Below are 19,044 nucleotides of genomic sequence, written 5' to 3'. Positions count from 1 at the left end.
GACGTAAGCATAAGATAGTGTTTTAGTTATAAATTTATTAATTTTTGTTGATTATACAACTGTCTTCTTTTAGTTAAAGTTTCTTGTTTTAAAACAGCTCTTTTTTCTAATATTTTATCTGATTTTCCATAATATACGTCCTTAGGAGTTAAGTTTCCAATTGCCTCGTGATATCTGTTATTATTGTAGTTTTCTACAAAAACCTCAATAGCATCTATTAGCTCTTCAGGATGATAGTAATTATTAAGTTTTACAACATTTTTCATTGTTCTATGATATCTCTCAATTTTTCCTTGTGTTTGAGGATGTAGAGGTCTCCCATGTACTTGCTTCATTTTCATATCCTTCTCTAAAAAGATCTTTAAATCTTTTGCGATGTAGCAAGGTCCGTTATCAGATAACAACTTAGGTTTTGCTTTTGATTTGAGTTTTGCCTTGTTTATAGCTGTTTCTACGGTTCTTTTTACATCATTAGCTTCCATAGAGTCACATAGTTCCCAATGAATAATATAACGGCTGTAATCGTCTAAAATCGTACTTAAATAATACCAACCCCATCCAATAATTTTAAAGTACGTGAAGTCTGTTTGCCACATTTGATGTACAAACTGTGTTTTATCTTTAAATTCATTAGATGCTTCTATTAGAATATGATTTGGAGCGGGTATTAAATCTCTCTTCTTTAATATTCTATAAACACTGGACTCTGAGATATAGATACCTTGTTCATCTGTAATTTTATAAGCTAATTCTCGTGAAGATAATTCAGGATATTCTAAAGCTATCTCAACAACTAAGTTCTGTTGACTCTCAGGAATACTATTCCATTGCCTATTACTTATTCGCTTACTTTTTTCTAATCCATCATATCCTTTTTCTAAGTAACGTTTATACCATTTATAAAAGCTGCTTTTAGGAATACCAAACTCTTCAAGAGTCTTTTTAACTCCCAATTCACTTGTGGTTACACTTTGGATTAGCTCATATTTCTCTGCTGCTGTTAGTCTCATATACTTGCGATATAATTCATTTATTCCAGCATGTCTAAGGTTTTTTTTACAATATCGTAACGCAATACCAAATCTGCAACTACCTCTTTTAGTTTTGCATTTTCTTTGCGTAACTCTGCTACTTCATCACTGGTAGCCTCTCTTGTAATATCTCCTGATAATCGTTTTTTACCTGCCTCTAAAAACTCTTTATTCCATTTATAGAACTGAGTTTGACTAATGGAGTATTTTCTACATAGTTCTGATACAGATAGCTCTGCTCGTAATCCTTCTATTACAATCAATACTTTCTGTTCTGAGGTAAATAGCCTACGTGTATTTTTACGGATATCTTTTACCATACTTTCTGGTGTTTTCTTACTGACTCTTCCCATAATTATAAAGTTATCATTTTTTGAAAACACTATCTTATTTATAGTATCTTAATTGTCCACTTTTTGCTGACGATTTACAGTTATGTCTAAGTACGTGTTTTCTGTTTTCGCAAGTAAAAATATTGAAACACAAATAGACATTTTTACCAATCCAGATAAGTCTAAATTTGGTTATAAATATATAGAGCGTTGGAGAGAATTTTATACAGAAGAAGGAGGAATGGACACAAATAGACTTAATGGGATAGAAGAAACTCAATTTTTATAACAATGTTAATTAACGCAACACATATCAACCTATATCACGTATGTAAACGCGAATTATGGCTACACTTTCACGGTGTGCGTATGGAATTCAATTCAGATCTTGTAGCCGATGGTAAATTGATAGGAGAAACATCTTATAAAGATAGGTCAGAAAAATATACCGAACTACAATTAGGTAACATAAAAATAGACTTCTATGATGCAAGAAATCATGTAGTACACGAAGTAAAGAGGTCAGACAAGGTAGAGCATGCTTATACGGCGCAGGTTAAATATTATTTGTATAGATTGTTGTTAGCAGGGATAGATGATGCTACAGGTATAATTGAATATCCTACTTTAAGGCAACGTGAACAAGTACTATTAAGTAAAGAAGATATTGATGATATAAAAATGTGGGAAGAGGATATACAACAGATTTGCGAAAGTGAAGAATGTCCAAAAGTGATAAATGCAAAGATATGTAAGTCTTGTAGTTATTGTGATTTTTGCTATATAAAGGAAGAGTATTAAACTATAAACGACTATGAAAAAGACTTATTATTTATTCAATCCAGGACGCTTAAGTAGAAAGGATAATACCCTAAAGTTTACCCCTACAGATGCAAATGGTAATGAGGGTACACCAAAGTATATTCCCATAGAAGGAATTGCTGACTTGTTTTGTTTTGGAAGTTTAGACGCTAATAGTGCTTTATATACTTTTCTTGGCAAGCAAGGTATTGCGGTTCATTTTTTTGATTATTATGAGCATTATTCAGGTTCTTTTATGCCTAAAGAATACCTTTTGGCAGGTAAGATGCAAATAGAACAAACTAAGAATTATATAGATAACAAGAAAAGATTGATTTTAGCAAGGAAGTTTGTGTCAGGAGCCTCATTTAATATGGTTAAGAATCTTCGTTATTATATTAACAGAGATAGAGATTTGCAAGATATTCAAGATGCAATAGAGAGATATAATTCACTTATCGAAAGCAGTAATGAAGTGGATGAGTTGATGGGAGTAGAGGGGAATATTAGACAAATGTACTATTCCGCGTTTAATGATATCATTACTTCTGATTTCACAATGGATACTCGTAGTAAGCGACCTCCACAAAATGAGATAAACGCATTGATCTCGTTTGGCAATATGATGTGTTATAGCCTTTGTTTAAGCCAGATTTATCATACACAGCTTAATCCTACAATAAGCTTTCTTCATGAACCAGGTTATAGACGTTATTCTTTAGCTCTTGATTTAGCAGAGATATTTAAACCACTTTTAGTAGACCGTTTAATATTTAGATTGTTAAATAAGAAAGAGATACAAGCGAAAGATTTTGATCATCAGTTAAATAGTTGTGTTTTAAAGGAATCAGGGAGAAAGATCTTCGTAAAAGCGTGGGAAGAGAAAGTAACAGAAACTTTTAAACACCCAGTCCTAAAACGCAGTGTTAGCTATAAGCATTTAATAAAGTTAGAATGTTATAAGTTGAGTAAACACATTTTAGGAATAGAAGAGTATAAACCTTTTAAATCACGTTGGTAATGTATGTAATATTGGTCTATGATATTGGTGACAAGAAAGTAGGAAAGATGCTTAAGCTGTGTAGAAAATACCTGAATTGGATACAAAATTCAGTATTTGAAGGAGAGATTACTGAAGTAAAATTAAAAGAACTATTGTCAGAAGCTAAATTAATTATAGATAAAGAAAAAGACAGTATTATTATATTTAAAAGTAGACAAGAGAAATGGCTTGAAAAACAAGTAGTAGGGAAAGAGAAAAATGAGTTGGATAATTTCTTATAGTCGTCGATAGCGCTACTTTTAGATGGTTCGTTCTTTGAAATATTGTAATAACGTAAATTAGGTGTTGATTTTCAGATAATTATAGGGTAGTCGAACCTAAGAGGAAAATCGGTTATTATAGGTCGACTAATTTTGGTAATCAAAAAGGAATAAATATATTTGCTTAGCCTTCAAAAAAGGCTTTTTTATGTCGTGCAATTCACGGCTTTTAACCGCACCATATAGGTATTGAAATAGCTGTTAGAGATACTGTGATTGATATTTTGAACGACCTTTTAACCGCACCATATAGGTATTGAAATGTAACAAAGTATAAGTTAAGTGAGATTAAGCCTTTCTTTTAACCGCACCATATAGGTATTGAAATTGCTGAAGAAGATGTATTACGACAAGAACGTGAACTTTTAACCGCACCATATAGGTGTTGAAATCGGATATGGAAATATTGAATCGACTTTAGATTATTTCTTTTAACCGCACCATATAGGTATTGAAATTGATTCTATTGGAACTATTAATAAAGATGTAGTAAACTTTTAACCGCACCATATAGGTATTGAAATGGGTTATTACTCGCCCCTGCGTATTCCCCCATTAATCTTTTAACCGCACCATATAGGTATTGAAATACAACTAATAAAGTCGCAAGCTAATAAGGAAGCACAGCTTTTAACCGCACCATATAGGTATTGAAATACAACTAATAAAGTCGCAAGCTAATAAGGAAGCACAGCTTTTAACCGCACCATATAGGTATTGAAATGCATTATCTGCAACTATTAAATCGTTAGGCCTATCCTTTTAACCGCACCATATAGGTATTGAAATCCCACTTTGATATGCACAGCCTTAGGTAGCTTTGCAACTTTTAACCGCACCATATAGGTATTGAAATGTATTTCTTTCTCTTTCTCTGTTAATCTATACTTCTTTTAACCGCACCATATAGGTATTGAAATTAAGTATAGATAGACCTTTCTTAGCAAGATAACTTGCTTTTAACCGTACCATATAGGTATTGAAATCACGAATATCTCACGATCTCTGGAGATACTTGAATACTTCTAAACACACCATAGTGGAACTAAAAACATTTAGGGCCTCGACTATATTCGGGGCATTTTTTTTGCACTAATATTTCGCAAACTAATTGTAGGGTGTATTGGAAAATAAAATACCTTTCTACCTGTAAATTAATGTGTGATGAAAGATATACTACTCGATATACGTCAGACCTTACAAGACTTTGCTGAGCCTGCTCTGGTCTCTGCTTCTGCGCGTTTCTTTAAAGAAGGAGAGCAACCCAGAGAATATGGAGTTTCTAAGGAAATACTAGCTAAGATAGGTAAAGAGTTGTTCAACGATGTAAAGGAGAAACCAAAGGAGGAAGTGTATTTTTTGTGCGAGGAGCTATGGAAGTCCTTGTATTTTGAAGAAGCTTATATTGCTTGTATAATAACCAAACGCTTGCACCGTCATTATACTGCGAAAGATGTCAATCTGTTTGAACATTGGTTAGCTAATTATGTCAGTAATTGGGCGAGTTGTGATACTTTGTGTACTTCTACTGTTGGGCCAATTCTCATGCAATTTCCTCAAGAGGTAGATCGATTAAGTCAATGGGCAATATCAACTAATAGGTGGATGCGCAGAGGGGCAGCAGTTAGTCTTGTCGTACCTGCTAAAAAGGGATTGTATTTAGCTCAAGTTTTTACAATTGCGCGATTACTAATGCAAGATAAAGATGATTTAGTGCAGAAAGGCGTTGGTTGGATGCTAAAGGAAGCAAGTCGATTGCATCAAGAGAAAGTGTTTGACTTTATTCTTCAGCACAAAACTGTTTTGTCGCGAACCACGTTGCGATATGCCATTGAGAAAATGCCTTTAAATTTAAAAAGAGAGGCTATGTTGAGGTAAATAGTGCCGTTTCTACCTTTTGCTTCTATGCTTATTTTAATTCTATTTCAATTGTCGAAATATGGCGATAAATCCTGTCATGGCATGTGTTCATTGGTTTGTGGATTATTCAAAAAGGCATTAAGTGACTTTTGGTAAATTAGAGTGAACTATATTTCATTGTAGAAGTACTTAGGTGTGTTAAAATTTTAATATATTTACTCTCGAAATGTCAAAAAATAGAAATAAAATGTCTACAAAAGGTATTACCTATAAACAAAGAAACAAGGCAAAAGGAGTTTTGTTTGGAATCAGTTACGTTGTAATAGCTATTGGAATACTTACTTATTTTTTCAGTATTATTGACATTGTCAAATATGTGAACGACCAGATGTATATGGCCGTTATTTATGCTTTTTTAGGAGCAATTCCTCTTTTTTTAATGAAACCTCTTTATAGTGATTCGGCATCGATTACCTATTCCAATGATGTGATGTATGTAAAGATTGGCAGCAGAAGTTATACTGTGAGGTATAGTGAGATAGACAAGATGATACATGATCAAGGAGTCAAACAATGTCTTGATTTTTACAATCAAAGAGGAGAGAAAATTTTGACAATTGCCCCTGTTGTAAGTAAAGAGTCTACTGACGATTTTTACGATGGAGTGATTGATCACATTTACACGAAGAAGGACTTCGAGGCTTCTGAGAAGTGGTATACGATCAAGCGTCAAAAGGTGTGTATTGTTACTTATAAATCAAAATAATATGATTGTATCAGAGAATACTTTTTACATCATTATAGGTGTATTAGTTTTAATAGCTATTGGCGTTTATTTGTATTTTCGCTGGAAAGGCAAAAGTGTAAGTGGCAGTTGGATTACATTGATTATGCTGATGGTGGTGTTTTTTGTCTACCTCTATACTCCGAGAAAATTAGTGGTTGAATCTTGTGAGAATTATACTGTAGAGGTAATCTTGTTACCTACGCAAATAGAAGACGTAAATACTTCTTATGGCTACAAGAGTTATGTGGTTAATAATACTTCAAATACACTGAGTTTTGAATATGTTTATTATGGGAATAATGTTCCAAAAGACAACGAAGTTTCTGTTTTTATTGAGCCTGGAGAAGTTAAGTCCGTTCGAGGTTCGAAAATAGATTATATATTGTCAAACCCCGATAGTAATATTCGAGTTAAAGGCAAAGGGGCTACAAAGACAGTCTTGTCCTGTGATGTAGAACAATAATATAAAGAAAGCAATAGTAAGTACTATTGCTTTTTTCTTTTTAGGGAAGTTTCTTTTTTTTCTTTTTGAAAGTTCAGTCAAATAAAGTGGTAGAATTGAAGAGAATATTTTTTTACCTTGCTGAAAAGTGGATAGGTAACAAAACAGAGCTGATTTGATTAAGTGCATTTAGTGTTTTTGTACGCTAATAGATAGATTATGAGTGCTTTGATTTTCGTGCTATATCCTGTTTTAAACAAACTGAATAATGAAAAGACTATATTTTAGACCTCTTGTCATAGAGGATAAAGAACAACTGCTGTATATCTACTCTGACAAAGAGGCAATGAAGCACAGAGCCAGTAAACCATTAGAAACTCTGGAAGATGCAGAGAATATGGTGAAGCAAGCTCATCGTGAATGGGAGAGCAAAACGAAAGTAAGGTTGGCTGTTGTTCAACAAGAAAATGATGTGCTAATCGGTACAGCGATGTACTTTTTCGAATCGCCTACAGTTGTCGAGATAGGTTTTTCTATCGGTAAAGACTTCTGGAAGTACGGCTATGGACAAGAGGGAACAGAAGGATTAATGGAGTATATTAAAGCTAATGAGCCCAATGTCACTACCATAGTAGGAATTGCCCGCAGTGCCAATGACAAGTCTATTAAGATGATGCAAAACATCGGTTTTACAGAAATAATGGATTACGATGGGGAAGACAAAAGAAGATTTGAATTTATAGTTAACGGTTAACAGTTAACAGTTAACAGTTAACAGTTTTTGTATTCAACTATTGGGATGACATATCACACAATAGAGATTATATGTTGTGCGAAGTCGATTGATTTCGTATCTATCCTATTGTAATGGTAGATAGCCCATTTTTACATGATTAATAAAAACACCTTACCTTTACCACCACAATAAAATACACCCCAATGAAGTATTACTGGAAAGATATTGTAGATGATAACCAACAGTGGAAAGCACTAGAACTAACAGTAGAAGGTTTAACTAAGCCAACTATGCAGTTGTTAAGTGGTCATAATTTGAAAACTAAATTAGTTTATAATCAAATACCTCTTTTTTGGGCAAAAAACAAACAGTACTATTATGTGGATATTATTCGGACTTTTAGTAATGATAGCCGTTTATTAGGCAGTATAACCTCTCAAGATATAGAACAACGTAAAGACCTAAATAATGCAAATTACTTTAAATCATGGATTGTTTATTTTATAGAGAGAATGCTTGCTACTAATACACATTTCTTTAATAATTCATTGTGGCAGTTTAAAGGATATTCAAAGTTTATATCTCATTCCTGCTATTGTGAATCTATTGTAAAAAGTAGTTCCTTTAGTATTTATGATAAAGTGTATTGGGGAAATGATTTGATTTATTCACGTCAAGTCGATGAATACTCAGGACGCTTCAAGTGGTGGCGAAAGAAAGCCATAGAAGGAACTTTACCACCTGTATTTGCGTGGTATATCCCTTCGTTAGGTGGGTACTGGATTATAGACGGTAACTATAGACTAAGAGCTGCTATCTTAGAAAAGAAAGAAATTTCAGTAGTTTTAGCCTATTCAGGTGAATATAGAGAAACTGTCGTTTATGAGGAATTTCAAAAGGAAATACTTTCTACTTTCGATATAATAAAGAAAAATAAAGGAGAAGTAAGCTATTCTACTGCATTAGCACTAAATCAAAGATTAGCAGAAGCCTTTGATGATAGACCTTATTTTAAGAATCAGACTTTTGCTCGTGCCAATATTAAATCAGATCAATCGTGGTTAGATGAAATAGATAATTATCTAAAGAGTATTAATTATAGTGAAAGAGAAGAGCTTATTGAGCAGTTTAGAGATGAATTGTCAGGAGAACATTATACCTTGATGGGAGAATAAAGTTTTTTTCGTTAAACTAAATTGTCATATATAAACTAATACCTTTACCACCACAATAAAATACACCCCATGAAATACTACTGGAAAGATGTTGTGACAGATAATCAACAATGGAAAGCATTAGAGTTAAAGGTAGAAGGTTTAACCCCTCCGGCGATGCAGCTGTTAAGTGGTTCGAATTGGAAGATGAAGTTGGTCTGTGAAGATAAACCAGTGATGTGGGGACTGATCAGTAGAGACTTCTGTGATATAGGATTAGTAAGAACCTTTGAGGAAGACAGTAGGCTGATTAAGAATATCAATTCACAAGAAGTAGAGAAACGCAAGGGCTTATCCAGTGAAGAAAGACTAAAGTCGTGGTCTCGCTATTTTGCAGAAGAGATGGTACAGGCTAATAAGCACTTCTTTTATGATTCTATCTGGTTATTCGAGGGGTATAAGGACTTCGCATCCCCTCCTAATTATGGAACTACTGTAGCCGCAGAAGATGATTTTGACGCCTTTACTTATGCACATTGGGATAGAGAACTATTGTACTCACGCAGAGTAGATGAGTATTCTGGTCGTCTAAAATGGTGGCGTAAGAAAGCGATAGAGGGATCACTACCACCTGTATTTGCCTGGTATATTCCCTCACTTGGAGGGTACTGGATTATCGACGGAAATTACAGACTAAGAGCGGCTATCTTAGAAAGGAAAGAGATACCTGTGGTGTTGGCATATTCAGGAGAATACAAAGAAGCCATTATGAATCCAGATTTTCAGAGGGGAATCTTACACTCATTAGCAAAAGCTGAGGGACAACCTGTGAGTCCTAAGACAGCGGATTCGATGAATCAACACTTGGTAGCTGCTTTTGACGATAGACCGTACTTTCAAGGAAAGACGGTGGCTCGCGTGAAGATAAAGTCTAATGAAGAGTGGTTAGCAGAAGTAACAGATTACCTTACGACTATTGATTATCCCGAAAGAGAGAAGTATATTAAGCAATTGAAGGATGAGTTGTGATTTGAAGTAAGGATTGTGCCTTAGGCAATGGTTTATATCTGACGAACTACCTTGCGATTTATTGATATACAATTGCTACACAGTACATTTCTTTTACTTTATAAAGAGAGCTTATTTGTATTCTGGTGATTATTAAAAAAACGAAGTAGAACAATTTTATTATCTTCAATGAAGATATAGTAGAGTGTAATTTGCTTTACAATAGTAATTTGGTAAGTGTTTTTATAACCAGTTGACTTGAATGTTACTTGGCCCTGTTTTAGTAGTTCAATAGTCTTCTCAACTGCATTGATAAAGCGAATACTTTCTCTTTTTGTCCATCTTCGCAATAAGAAATCAATATTATCCCAATAATCATCTTGAGCAGTTTGTGACCAAACAATACTATTCATCTTTTACTTCTGAAATAGATGAGGGAACTTTAATTTGGTTTGTTCCATTACAGTATCATGTGACTCAAGAACTTCTGTATCTATAGAAACAAGTGCTTCATCAATGGCTTTTTTTTGAGCAAAGGATAAGTCCTCTTTCTGAATTGTATTCATCATAGATTTAAGTCTTGCAATTACAGTATAGTCATCCAATTCATTTATCCAATGAATTAGATCTAATTTGTCATTTTGTAATTTATGTGTGCTCATAATCTATTGGTTTGTCTATAAAATAGGAGGGCTGTTTATTAATAAAAAGGTACAGCATAATTTCTATTTTAATCAAAATTAAACTATTACGACTGTTCTTGCAATAGATTAAGGAATTTTTAATTGTAACTATTCAATTTGTTTTATCTTGATTTTATCAATCTTAGTTCAAGATATTTCACATTATCAGAGTCTATTAATGCGGTAGTCAAATACAGAATAACAAAAATAGTACTACATTTATCACTTGTTAATCCAATGTTTTCTATGCGGTTACACCTTGTAATTTTAGGGTTGCTATTCTTATCCTTGTTCTCTTGCCAACAAGATAAGTATGAGCATGACTATGTTATTTATCACTGTGATCCCACTAAGGAGCATATCAAGATGTATTGGAAGGATGAACAAGGAGAGAGAATACGCAGTTTAGGAAAGCTAAAAGAAGTATCAGAAAACAGAGGAGAAGAGTTAGTCTTCGCGATGAATGGTGGAATGTTTGAACCGAATTATACTCCTAAAGGCTTATACATCGAAAACTATCAATTACTTCAATCTTTAGATACTTTAAAAGAAGGTAAAGGTAACTTCTACCTGCAACCTAATGGTGTGTTTTATCTTACTCGTGATAATCAAGCGAAAGTAGTATCAACATCAGCATATAGTCATAATACCCCGATTAAGTATGCTACACAGTCAGGGCCTATTTTACTATTAAATAGTGAGATTAATACAGTCTTTACACCAGGCTCTGTGAATCTCAATATCCGCAATGGCGTAGGTGTAAAAGAGAACGGAGAAGTAGTCTTCGCGATGTCTAAAGAGAAAGTAAATTTCTACGACTTCGCTAAGCTATTTAAAGAACTAGGGTGTACAGACGCACTGTATTTAGACGGTTTCGTGTCAAGAGCATATCTCCCTTCTAAGGAGTGGGAGCAGACTGATGGTGACTTTGGAGTGATAATAGCCGTTTCACGGTACCCTTCGAGGAATTAAGAAAAAGGAATATGTGCCTTCGGCGATAGGTTATATCTGACGAACTACCTTGTGGTTTATTGATTTCCACAGCATTTTTTTTCATTAAAATCCCTTGATTCCATTATTTGTCATAAGTTGTAAAATTGTATCTTTCGGTTTTAAAACAAACAACAAAACCACACAAGAGCCATCATGAGTAAAGATATATTTTATACTGAGTTAGAACAGTTAGTAGAAGCTGGGAATTCGGCGGGAGTACTTGCATTACTTAAAAATACACCATTAGAGGAACGAGTGAAATACACGAAGAAGATCTCTAAGTTAGGAAAGTATTATCAAGAGTACATATTAGAAGAAGGTCACCGAAATGTATATGGATATAGAGGGAGTGATGAACAGCGATTAGCAGTGAACTTGGCGGTACTGACGAGTTGTACGTATAAAGACTTTACGGGAATATGGGGAATAGGAGAAAAGGAGTTTAAGCAAGTATTAGATTGGTATGTGCCAGATTGGTTAGGGGATTATGTTAATGATACAGCCAGAGAAGGATGGATAAGAGCGCCTTTTAACGAGATTAGCTTTGTCTATGAGTTAAATGAAAAAGGAGGGTTTAAGACTCCATTGACTGAGGCTACTTGGGCGACTATTATGGTGAGCTTTAGTACTGTAGAGATATTCGATCAATACCCTGCGTTGTTAGAGCAGCAGTTTTGGTATCTATTTGATCACGAGGTGAGTATTAATTACAATCCTTGGGATGAGGTTATCGTTACCTTAATAGAACAAGGGCGATTAGATAAACAGCGTATTGTGCAGATTGCAGTACAGAGTGCCTTAACACATACAAATCAAGCATTGAGTGGGTGGCATGCTAACTTACTGAGTAAACTTCCCTTGACGGAGCAAGAGCTATTAAGTTTTCAAGAGGAGCTATTCCAACTACTGAATAGCCCTATCTCGAAAGTGGTCAATACAGCTTTGGATATCTTGTTTAAGATAGCGAAAGATAAGGCCTTCCAGGCAGAGACTTTTGTTAATCATCTTCCTATATTGATGAGTAGTACAGTGAAAGCGACTATTAATAAGGTGTTGCGTATCGTGGCTGTATTTGATAAGGCACATCCTGCATATAAGGAATCTAGTGCAATGGCTATCGTAGGGACTTTTCACATTCAAGATCAAGCATTGCAAACGAAGGTAGGAAAGCAGATTATCAAATATGTGAAACCGAATGAGGAGCTCACAGCACAGTTGTCAGCGTACCAAGATATGCTGATGAGTGAGACAAAGACTTTGTTAGCAGACTATATTACTGTGGAGAATATCACTTTGGGAGAGGTAGTAGAAGAAGGCGAAGTAGAGCTTATGCCTATTGCTTCTATTGATACCGTAGAAGACTTGATATTCTATTTGTCGGCTTGGAAGAATGCAGAGAGTCACTATGCCTTTGAGCAAATGATAGACGCGATTATCAGACTTCAAGGAGAGCTACAAGCAGCTCATATTGAGCAATTACTACCTGCTTTTGACAAGGTGTTTAAGACTTTTAAAGATTTGTGGTCAACGACAACAGTACAGAACGCTATGGCTTTTTGGCTGTTGGAATGGGCGCGTATGTTGATTGCAGAGGAAAATATAGAAACTAAGGAATTAGAAAAATTATATAACAAATATGCTAAGGCTGAACTATATACTAATAGTGGTATTACCTTAGGAGAGGTAAAGTTAGAGGCGAGTAATCGCTTTAGTTATTACTATGCTGCTCTACGTCCATATTTGACACTGTATTACTATAGCTTACAATTGGTACTGGAAAAACGTGTCTTGCCTATCTTGAGTTTGCCTACACACAATCCTTTTTATATAGATAGTACTGTATTGGTAAACCGATTAGTAGCGTATCAAGAGCAAGGAGAATTAGTAGATGCATTAGATTTACAGATTGCATTAGCACGTATAGATAAAAATACAGAAGAAGCAGGATTAGCTTTAGCTCAGAAACATCTGAAAGGAGAGATGCTTTCTATCATTGAATTTTACTTAGGCAAGGGTGAGGTGAAGGAAGCGTCAGTAGATTATTATGACGTATGGAGAGGAGCGGCAGCGTTAAAGTACCCTCATCATCCTTTAGAAAGTTTGACTAATGATCGTTATACTAAAGAACAACAAGAATACTGTGCGGGTTGGTTAGGCAATTGGGAAGTGATAGAAGAATCTCATACGTATAAGGATTGGGATCACAAGACAAAAAAACAAATAGACAAGGTGTTTACGCATAAGAAGTTAAAGTTAAAACAGATACCTTATGATATTAATTCGTCTTTAATCTTTAGCCGTGTCAATAAAGCGATGCCTAAGACAGCGATAGGTGCTCGCATGGGATCAGTGAATTTAATGGAATTGATGAAGTATCAAATTATCGATACAAAGGTAAATGTAAGTGAATCACTGTTGGCTCTTAATCCAAGACAGGCTGATGCTATCTATATGGCGGTAGTGGAGAAGTGTCTGCATTATGGCGGTAGTGCGACGTTCGAAGTTGCTGAGAAGAGATTGTTGCAAGGAATGTTTACGTACTTATTACAGATGAACAATGTGGTGTTTTCAGAGCAATTTTACTTGTTCTTTGGGTTGGCATTGATATGTGATGACAAGGTAAGTCGTGCTTTCGTAGCGGAGTATTGGATCAAGGAGGCGCTTCGTTTAGATCAACAAAAGGTAGGTAATATAATAGGTAAGGCAGAGGCTAAGGAGTATGTGACGATTAAGCGTTTGACAGACTCTATACAAGGGTTTATGATGAATGTAAGTGTACAACACAACCGAGCGTTGCAATTGCTAATCGAGGGGATATTAGAACAGTTAGAGCCTATTCCTATTAAGGGATTGAAGACTTTGTTAGAGCAGTATGTAGAGGTGCTTCATACTAATAATGCTAAGGTGACGAATTCTGCTGTTATCGCCTTAATAGAGGAGTGGAGTAAGGTGAGCGCTACTAAGAAAATAGCAGTGACGCTACGCTCTTTTAATTAAGAATTGTTTGCCTTCAGTATGGGGTATACACGGCACAGATTACAAATCTGCGCCAACGCAGTAGAGGCATTGTTTGCCTTCAGTATGGGGTGTAGACGGCACAGATTACAAATCTGCGCCAACGCAGTAGAGACGTCAATATTTTGCGTCTCAGTATAAAATGAATGATATGAGTTTAAGAAGTGAAATAGCTCCTCAAATGAAGGTAGCAGAAGAGCGTTACCCCATAGTATTAAAGGCTGTATTAGGATATACTGACTTCTGTGATGAGTATGGAGATGATGATCTTATAGAGTATAAAAGAGTAGAAGAAGAGTTACATCAGTTGACAGGGAAAGATATGTCTAGGTATGACTTATGGGAGTATTGGGAAGGAGAAGGGGCAGAAGTACTTAGCTTTAGAATAGCATTACCTGATCCTTTAGTGGTAAAGGATATTAGTAGACAAGAGATAACTGAGATAGTGACTATTCTCAAGGTATTGGATGTTTCTGAAGAGATAGAAGGTACTACTTTTAAACAACAGTTTAAGTGGTATTTAAGTGATTATTATTACTCTTTTTTGAAGCTAAACTGCCCTAAGTATTCTAATAAGTTCTTTATGCGTAATAAAAATAAGCTAGGAGAGTATTTTGAATATTCTATAGAAGATACTGTAAATGAATTAATGAAGAAATAAACTAAAGCCTCAAATACTTGAGGCTTTTTTCTTTTACAAGAATTGGTTACTTTAGAAAGGTTAAACTAATGACTATGGCTATAATTATATTTGAAGCACTAATGCAATTAGGAGCATTACTTCCCCTTATGATCTTGTTTATGAAAGACAGGGGGAAAAAAGATTTTATGCGTATTGGCATATTTTGCTTTGTATTTGTGCTTTATAGTTTTGCATTAAGGTTAGCTCATGTGTTTGATAGCTTTTATATAATTAAAGGGAATTGGAATTGGAATGGGAAACTATACGGTGTATTATGTGGGGGAGTTTGTTATTTTGCTTTTCGCTCTTACTTTAAACAACACAATTTCTTTACACTGAGGCAAGCACCTGATAGTCAAAAGGGAGTTAGGATAGCTACTTTTAGTATTGCCTTATTGGCTGTATTAGTGTGGTGGTATGCAGGTAATGGAGGAGAGTGGAATGTAGAAACATTGGCATTTCAGTTGACCTTGCCAGGTATAGATGAAGAGATAATGTTTAGAGGGGTATTAATGGGATTGTTGTTGTCATCTTTAAAGTCAAATGTGAAGTATATAGGTAATCCAAGTAATTTAATTATAGCTATGCTGTTTGGTTTTGTTCACGCTTTTGTATTATCTAGAGAGTATGCGGTGTCTTTCGATATTGTTTATTTCATACAGACTGGTTTTGCAGGTTATATTTATGGATGGATAGCGATAAAGAGCAAGAGTATCTTGTTTCCTATAGTAGCACATAATGGGAGTTGGATATCCAAACGAAATCTGGACAATTAGTTAAGCAGCTTTATTACTATTTATTATTTGATTAAATTCGTTGATTGTCTGGTAGTTTAAGTAGGAGTGTCTGCGTCTTTTATTATACCACATTTCGATATATTCAAAGACTTTAGACTCCATTTTCTTTGTACTTAGTTGTAAATTTCCATAAACCATCTCCACTTTTAAGGATTTAAAGAAGCTTTCCGCTACGGCATTATCCCAACAATTTGCTTTTCTACTCATACTTCTAACAACCTTAAATGACTTCAGGTAGTTGGCAAATTTGTAGTTTGCATATTGTACTCCTTGGTCAGAATGGAAAATTAGTCCTTCTTCAAAAGCTCTGTTCTTTTTAGCCATTTTAAAGGCTGCTAAGGTGGTGTTTTCTGTTGACATATCTTTACTCAAACTCCATCCAATAACCTTTCTATCATATAAATCTATTATTGTAGTTAGGTAAATAAACCCTTCTTTAACAGCGATATAAGTAATGTCAGACACCCAGGCTTTCCCTGGTTCAGTTTGTTTAAATTGTCTATCTAAAATATTATCAACCACTAAATAATTGTGTTCAGAGTCTGTGGTTATTCTATATCGTCGAGCTACTTTACTACGTAATCCTAACTCTTTCATATACTTAGCAACGGTAGGTTTTGATATCTTATATCCTCGTGCATTGAGTTCTATTGTAAGACGAGGACTGCCATAACGCTGTTTAAATTCTAGATAAACTTCTGTAATAACACGTTTTAGATTTGCTTTGGCTTGTTGTCTTTTATTAACAGGAGACCGTTTCCAATGATAATAACCACTTCTACTTACCTCTAAAACCTTACACATAATCCCAATCGGAAATTCATGTTCATGATCAAATATGAACATGTAAATCATTTGCCGGTCTTTGAGAAAATGCCGATTGCTTTTTTTAATATTTCATGCTCTAATTCGACAGCTGCTAACTTCTTCTCTAACTCTTTAATTCTTGCTTGTTCTGGAGTAAGTTTTTGTTTCCCATTGCCTGGAAAACTAGCATCGCCTAACTCTTGAGCTTCTTTACACCATTTATACAATAATGTAGGTCTGATTCCAAGCTCACGAGCCAATTCTGATTTGTTTGTTCTTTCCTTAGCCAGTTCAACGGCTTGCTGCTTAAATGCAGCATCGTAGGCCTTTCTAATTCTTTTCATAATTCAAAGATAAGTTTTTATGCTTAACTTAATGTCCAGGCTAAGTTACCAAGTCCAAGTAACTTTTTTGGGACATTGACGATGATGCTGAAGTAGGTATAGATTTAATAATTATTTAATTGGGCTTTGACTTGATAAGTGGAATTTGTGTTGTATTTTGTCATTGTTATATAGACAAAATAAAATATGGAAAAAGTAGCTTGTAGAATATGTGGAAATATGGTTTTACCAACAACTTCACAGAAAAATGATGGTTGTTGTGCTTTATGTGTTAGGGGAATTTTCGCAGAGCAATGTGATGTATGTCAAAAGGCTGTGAATGGTGTGAGTAAGATGCCTGATGGAACAAAGATGTGTATTCGATGTAATATTGAAAGTAGTAAGCAGATGAGTAAACAATGGAGGGAACTGTGTCAACAAACTTTAGAGAGAATAGATATTACTACTTTAAAAGTAAAGCTGTTCCCAGCGTATAACGAAGTGTTTGTCAATAATCAATGTCAAGGGTTTTACTATCCGTTATGCAGTTTGAAGTTTTGCAATGTAGGTAATGAAGTAGAGGAAACTGTTCACATTGTTTCTCATAATGGTTTGTGGTTTGCACAAGAAGGAGAACCTAATAATCCTTATGAATCTTTTACTGTTTTTGAGAAAGTGAAAGACAAGTATAAGTTTCACGGTTCACTTACTAACTTTAGTGGATGGAAATACGTTCAGTTGCTATTTCAGTATTTGGAAGAACACTATACTTCATTGATTAACGGTTGCAATTCTTCTGATGCTTTTTTACAAAAGGTATTAAACGAGTATAAAGGTAAATTAGGTGATTTTGATAAAGAATATTACATCACCACCTATTATGAGTTTAAGAAAAAGAGAAGTAAGCTAAAGAGTGATCAATTTGTGCCCTATACGAGTATTTCTTCAGAGGTCTTTGCTCCATTTACGGATACTAACTTTATTAGTGTAGGAGAGGAAATTGTAGATTATAGACAAGAAAGAGGAATAGACTGGCCTATTGGTGTATGTTGGTCAGAATCTTTTTTTGGTGATGGCAATCACGTTTTTCTGTTTTTAGATGAACAGCAAGAAAGAGCTTATTTAGTAAATCAATATTCTTAGTTATGAGAAAGCTTGCTTTTTTTTTAATGTTTATTGCCTCTGTACAAGTTATAGGCCAGACAAAGGATACTTGGACTACTTTCTACAATGAGAGTGAAGAACTATTAGGGTATAAAAATAGTCAAGGTGAAGTAATGATTACTCCTCGTTTTACCCCATATATGACTGCTTATCGATTTGATGATATTGCTGGTGTAAATGAGTTGGTTAATGAAAGCTATGAGAGTTATTACCTGCTTAAGGACGGGACAAAAATAGGTCAGGATTCCTTATATATATTTGATAATACTTTTGATTGTGAACAGGAGGGACTAATCCGATTTGTAAACAAAGAGACTAATTTAGTAGGAATGTTTGATGCGAAAGGAAATGTGGCTATTCCTGCTGTTTACAGTGCGTTAAGTAAGAGCAATAATAGCTTGATTATCGGGTTAAAGAATGCTACACGAGAGTATTGGGATGAAGGAAATCACAGTGGATGTAATCACTATAGCTTAGTAGGAGGCGAGACTGTACTGCTGACTAAAGAGAATAAAGTGTTAATAGAAAACTTCGATATTGGCGATAAGTCTATCGATTTATATAACTATAAGGTGAGTGAAAACCCTGAGGAGCACAAGAATACAATTATGTTTCAGGGAACAGATGGTCAGTATTATTACTTTACGGATTTAGAAGCTGCTTTTGACGATTTTGTGCATCAGGAGTTGTTAGATGATCCTACTATTGAGAATCTATTGAAGCACAGTTATCTTTCTTATTACAGCTACGATTACAATAAGCAAATGCCTAATTCATTGGTTCCTACAGCATTTTTAAAAAGTAATAAGAAGACTATAGAGAAATACCTTAAAACGATCAATGGTGCAAAAAAAGAGGACTATTATATTAGGTCAGAAAGTAGTGCTCCCTTTAGTTTCGCTGAGGTCAAGGAGTTAGAGCAGTACTTTAATAACTGTAATGAGTGGCGTATGGCAAAGTATCCAATTTTGGTATTAGGGATAGACTCTGCCTCTGCGTTGAATAAAAAATGGAGAAATAAGAATCTGACGTTTATTTATCTCAATGGTCAATTCCACTTGATACAAGTGATTTTATAGATCTATTTTATTCTCTAATTAGCTGCT

General features: G+C 34.6%; 21 protein-coding genes and 1 CRISPR repeat array. Of the genes, 16 read left to right on the top strand and 5 right to left on the bottom strand.

Features of this window, described 5'->3' with window-relative positions:
- Positions 1 to 26: 26 nt before the first annotated feature.
- Positions 27 to 1,384 (bottom strand): IS3 family transposase gene (locus tag NWE55_RS01670; protein ID WP_373425571.1). Its coding sequence is split into 2 segments (ribosomal slippage): positions 27 to 1,069 and positions 1,069 to 1,384, totalling 1,359 coding nucleotides; the frame shifts between segments, so codons are not numbered across the junction.
- Between the two features lie 82 nt (positions 1,385 to 1,466).
- Here NWE55_RS01670 and NWE55_RS01665 point away from each other — a divergent pair.
- From NWE55_RS01665 to NWE55_RS01620, 10 genes are all read left to right on the top strand, one after another.
- On the top strand, positions 1,467 to 1,652 hold the full coding sequence (locus NWE55_RS01665) for a hypothetical protein (protein ID WP_155092948.1): 186 nt from the start codon (positions 1,467 to 1,469) through the stop codon (positions 1,650 to 1,652).
- A gap of 2 nt (positions 1,653 to 1,654) precedes the next feature.
- On the top strand, positions 1,655 to 2,164 hold the full coding sequence (locus NWE55_RS01660; RefSeq protein WP_155092947.1) for a CRISPR-associated protein Cas4: 510 nt from the start codon (positions 1,655 to 1,657) through the stop codon (positions 2,162 to 2,164).
- Positions 2,165 to 2,177: 13 nt separating this feature from the next.
- Positions 2,178 to 3,185, top strand: a complete 1,008-nt coding sequence (gene cas1b, locus NWE55_RS01655; protein ID WP_155092946.1) for a type I-B CRISPR-associated endonuclease Cas1b — start codon at positions 2,178 to 2,180, stop codon at positions 3,183 to 3,185.
- Positions 3,185 to 3,448 carry a CRISPR-associated endonuclease Cas2 gene (gene cas2 / locus NWE55_RS01650; protein ID WP_155092945.1) on the top strand — a complete coding sequence of 88 codons (264 nt, stop codon included), beginning with the start codon at positions 3,185 to 3,187 and terminating at the stop codon, positions 3,446 to 3,448. The genes cas1b and cas2 overlap by 1 nt, the downstream gene beginning before the upstream one ends.
- Before the next feature lie 205 nt (positions 3,449 to 3,653).
- Positions 3,654 to 4,473: a CRISPR direct-repeat array (repeat unit 30 nt; unit sequence CTTTTAACCGCACCATATAGGTATTGAAAT).
- 178 nt (positions 4,474 to 4,651) lie between these two features.
- Entirely contained in the window at positions 4,652 to 5,365 is a 714-nt protein-coding gene (locus NWE55_RS01645; protein ID WP_155092944.1) for a DNA alkylation repair protein, read from the top strand.
- Positions 5,366 to 5,594: 229 nt separating this feature from the next.
- Positions 5,595 to 6,113: a hypothetical protein gene (locus tag NWE55_RS01640; protein ID WP_155092943.1), complete on the top strand. Its 519-nt coding sequence runs from the start codon at positions 5,595 to 5,597 to the stop codon at positions 6,111 to 6,113.
- A gap of 1 nt (position 6,114) precedes the next feature.
- Positions 6,115 to 6,597, top strand: a complete 483-nt coding sequence (locus NWE55_RS01635) for a hypothetical protein (RefSeq protein ID WP_155092942.1) — start codon at positions 6,115 to 6,117, stop codon at positions 6,595 to 6,597.
- A 247-nt stretch (positions 6,598 to 6,844) separates the two neighbouring features.
- Positions 6,845 to 7,330, top strand: a complete 486-nt coding sequence (locus NWE55_RS01630; RefSeq protein WP_155092941.1) for a GNAT family N-acetyltransferase — start codon at positions 6,845 to 6,847, stop codon at positions 7,328 to 7,330.
- Between the two features lie 185 nt (positions 7,331 to 7,515).
- Positions 7,516 to 8,487, top strand: coding sequence for a ParB/Srx family N-terminal domain-containing protein (locus tag NWE55_RS01625; protein ID WP_155092940.1), 972 nt, complete (start codon positions 7,516 to 7,518; stop codon positions 8,485 to 8,487).
- A 69-nt stretch (positions 8,488 to 8,556) separates the two neighbouring features.
- Positions 8,557 to 9,495, top strand: a complete 939-nt coding sequence (locus NWE55_RS01620; RefSeq protein ID WP_155092939.1) for a ParB/Srx family N-terminal domain-containing protein — start codon at positions 8,557 to 8,559, stop codon at positions 9,493 to 9,495.
- A gap of 98 nt (positions 9,496 to 9,593) precedes the next feature.
- Here the strand turns inward: NWE55_RS01620 and NWE55_RS01615 are convergent, their stop codons facing one another.
- Positions 9,594 to 9,887: a type II toxin-antitoxin system RelE/ParE family toxin gene (locus NWE55_RS01615; RefSeq protein ID WP_155092938.1), complete on the bottom strand. Its 294-nt coding sequence runs from the start codon at positions 9,885 to 9,887 to the stop codon at positions 9,594 to 9,596.
- A 3-nt stretch (positions 9,888 to 9,890) separates the two neighbouring features.
- Positions 9,891 to 10,136 carry a hypothetical protein gene (locus NWE55_RS01610; RefSeq protein ID WP_155092937.1) on the bottom strand — a complete coding sequence of 82 codons (246 nt, stop codon included), beginning with the start codon at positions 10,134 to 10,136 and terminating at the stop codon, positions 9,891 to 9,893.
- Between the two features lie 267 nt (positions 10,137 to 10,403).
- On the opposite strand from NWE55_RS01610, the gene NWE55_RS01605 reads away from it, so the two are divergent.
- The 4 genes from NWE55_RS01605 (at position 10,404) to NWE55_RS01590 (ending at position 15,623) form a co-directional block, all read left to right on the top strand.
- On the top strand, positions 10,404 to 11,129 hold the full coding sequence (locus NWE55_RS01605; RefSeq protein WP_155092936.1) for a phosphodiester glycosidase family protein: 726 nt from the start codon (positions 10,404 to 10,406) through the stop codon (positions 11,127 to 11,129).
- 174 nt (positions 11,130 to 11,303) lie between these two features.
- A complete protein-coding gene (locus NWE55_RS01600; RefSeq protein WP_155092935.1) occupies positions 11,304 to 14,147 on the top strand; it encodes a DUF6493 family protein in 2,844 nt (947 codons plus the stop codon).
- Between the two features lie 169 nt (positions 14,148 to 14,316).
- Complete coding sequence (locus tag NWE55_RS01595; RefSeq protein WP_155092934.1) at positions 14,317 to 14,826, top strand: hypothetical protein; 510 nt, start codon at positions 14,317 to 14,319, stop codon at positions 14,824 to 14,826.
- Between the two features lie 74 nt (positions 14,827 to 14,900).
- Entirely contained in the window at positions 14,901 to 15,623 is a 723-nt protein-coding gene (locus tag NWE55_RS01590; RefSeq protein ID WP_258204484.1) for a CPBP family intramembrane glutamic endopeptidase, read from the top strand.
- Here NWE55_RS01590 and NWE55_RS01585 read toward each other — a convergent pair whose 3' ends face one another.
- Together NWE55_RS01585 and NWE55_RS01580 are read right to left on the bottom strand one after the other, a co-directional pair.
- Complete coding sequence (locus NWE55_RS01585) at positions 15,624 to 16,490, bottom strand: IS3 family transposase (protein ID WP_258204062.1); 867 nt, start codon at positions 16,488 to 16,490, stop codon at positions 15,624 to 15,626.
- A 5-nt stretch (positions 16,491 to 16,495) separates the two neighbouring features.
- A complete protein-coding gene (locus tag NWE55_RS01580) occupies positions 16,496 to 16,795 on the bottom strand; it encodes a transposase (RefSeq protein ID WP_240142878.1) in 300 nt (99 codons plus the stop codon).
- Positions 16,796 to 16,981: 186 nt separating this feature from the next.
- Here NWE55_RS01580 and NWE55_RS01575 point away from each other — a divergent pair, with 186 nt between their 5' ends.
- Together NWE55_RS01575 and NWE55_RS01570 are read left to right on the top strand one after the other, a co-directional pair.
- Positions 16,982 to 17,917 (top strand): hypothetical protein, encoded by a 936-nt coding sequence (locus NWE55_RS01575; protein ID WP_155092932.1) that lies wholly within the window; start codon positions 16,982 to 16,984, stop codon positions 17,915 to 17,917.
- Between the two features lie 2 nt (positions 17,918 to 17,919).
- Positions 17,920 to 19,017 (top strand): hypothetical protein, encoded by a 1,098-nt coding sequence (locus tag NWE55_RS01570; RefSeq protein ID WP_155092931.1) that lies wholly within the window; start codon positions 17,920 to 17,922, stop codon positions 19,015 to 19,017.
- Positions 19,018 to 19,044 lie beyond the last annotated feature (27 nt).

It is taken from the genome of Myroides albus, from assembly GCF_024722315.1.
GTDB lineage: Bacteria > Bacteroidota > Bacteroidia > Flavobacteriales > Flavobacteriaceae > Flavobacterium > Flavobacterium album_A.
Note: the sequence above shows the minus strand (reverse complement) of the source record. Positions and strands in the feature narration are given on the sequence as shown.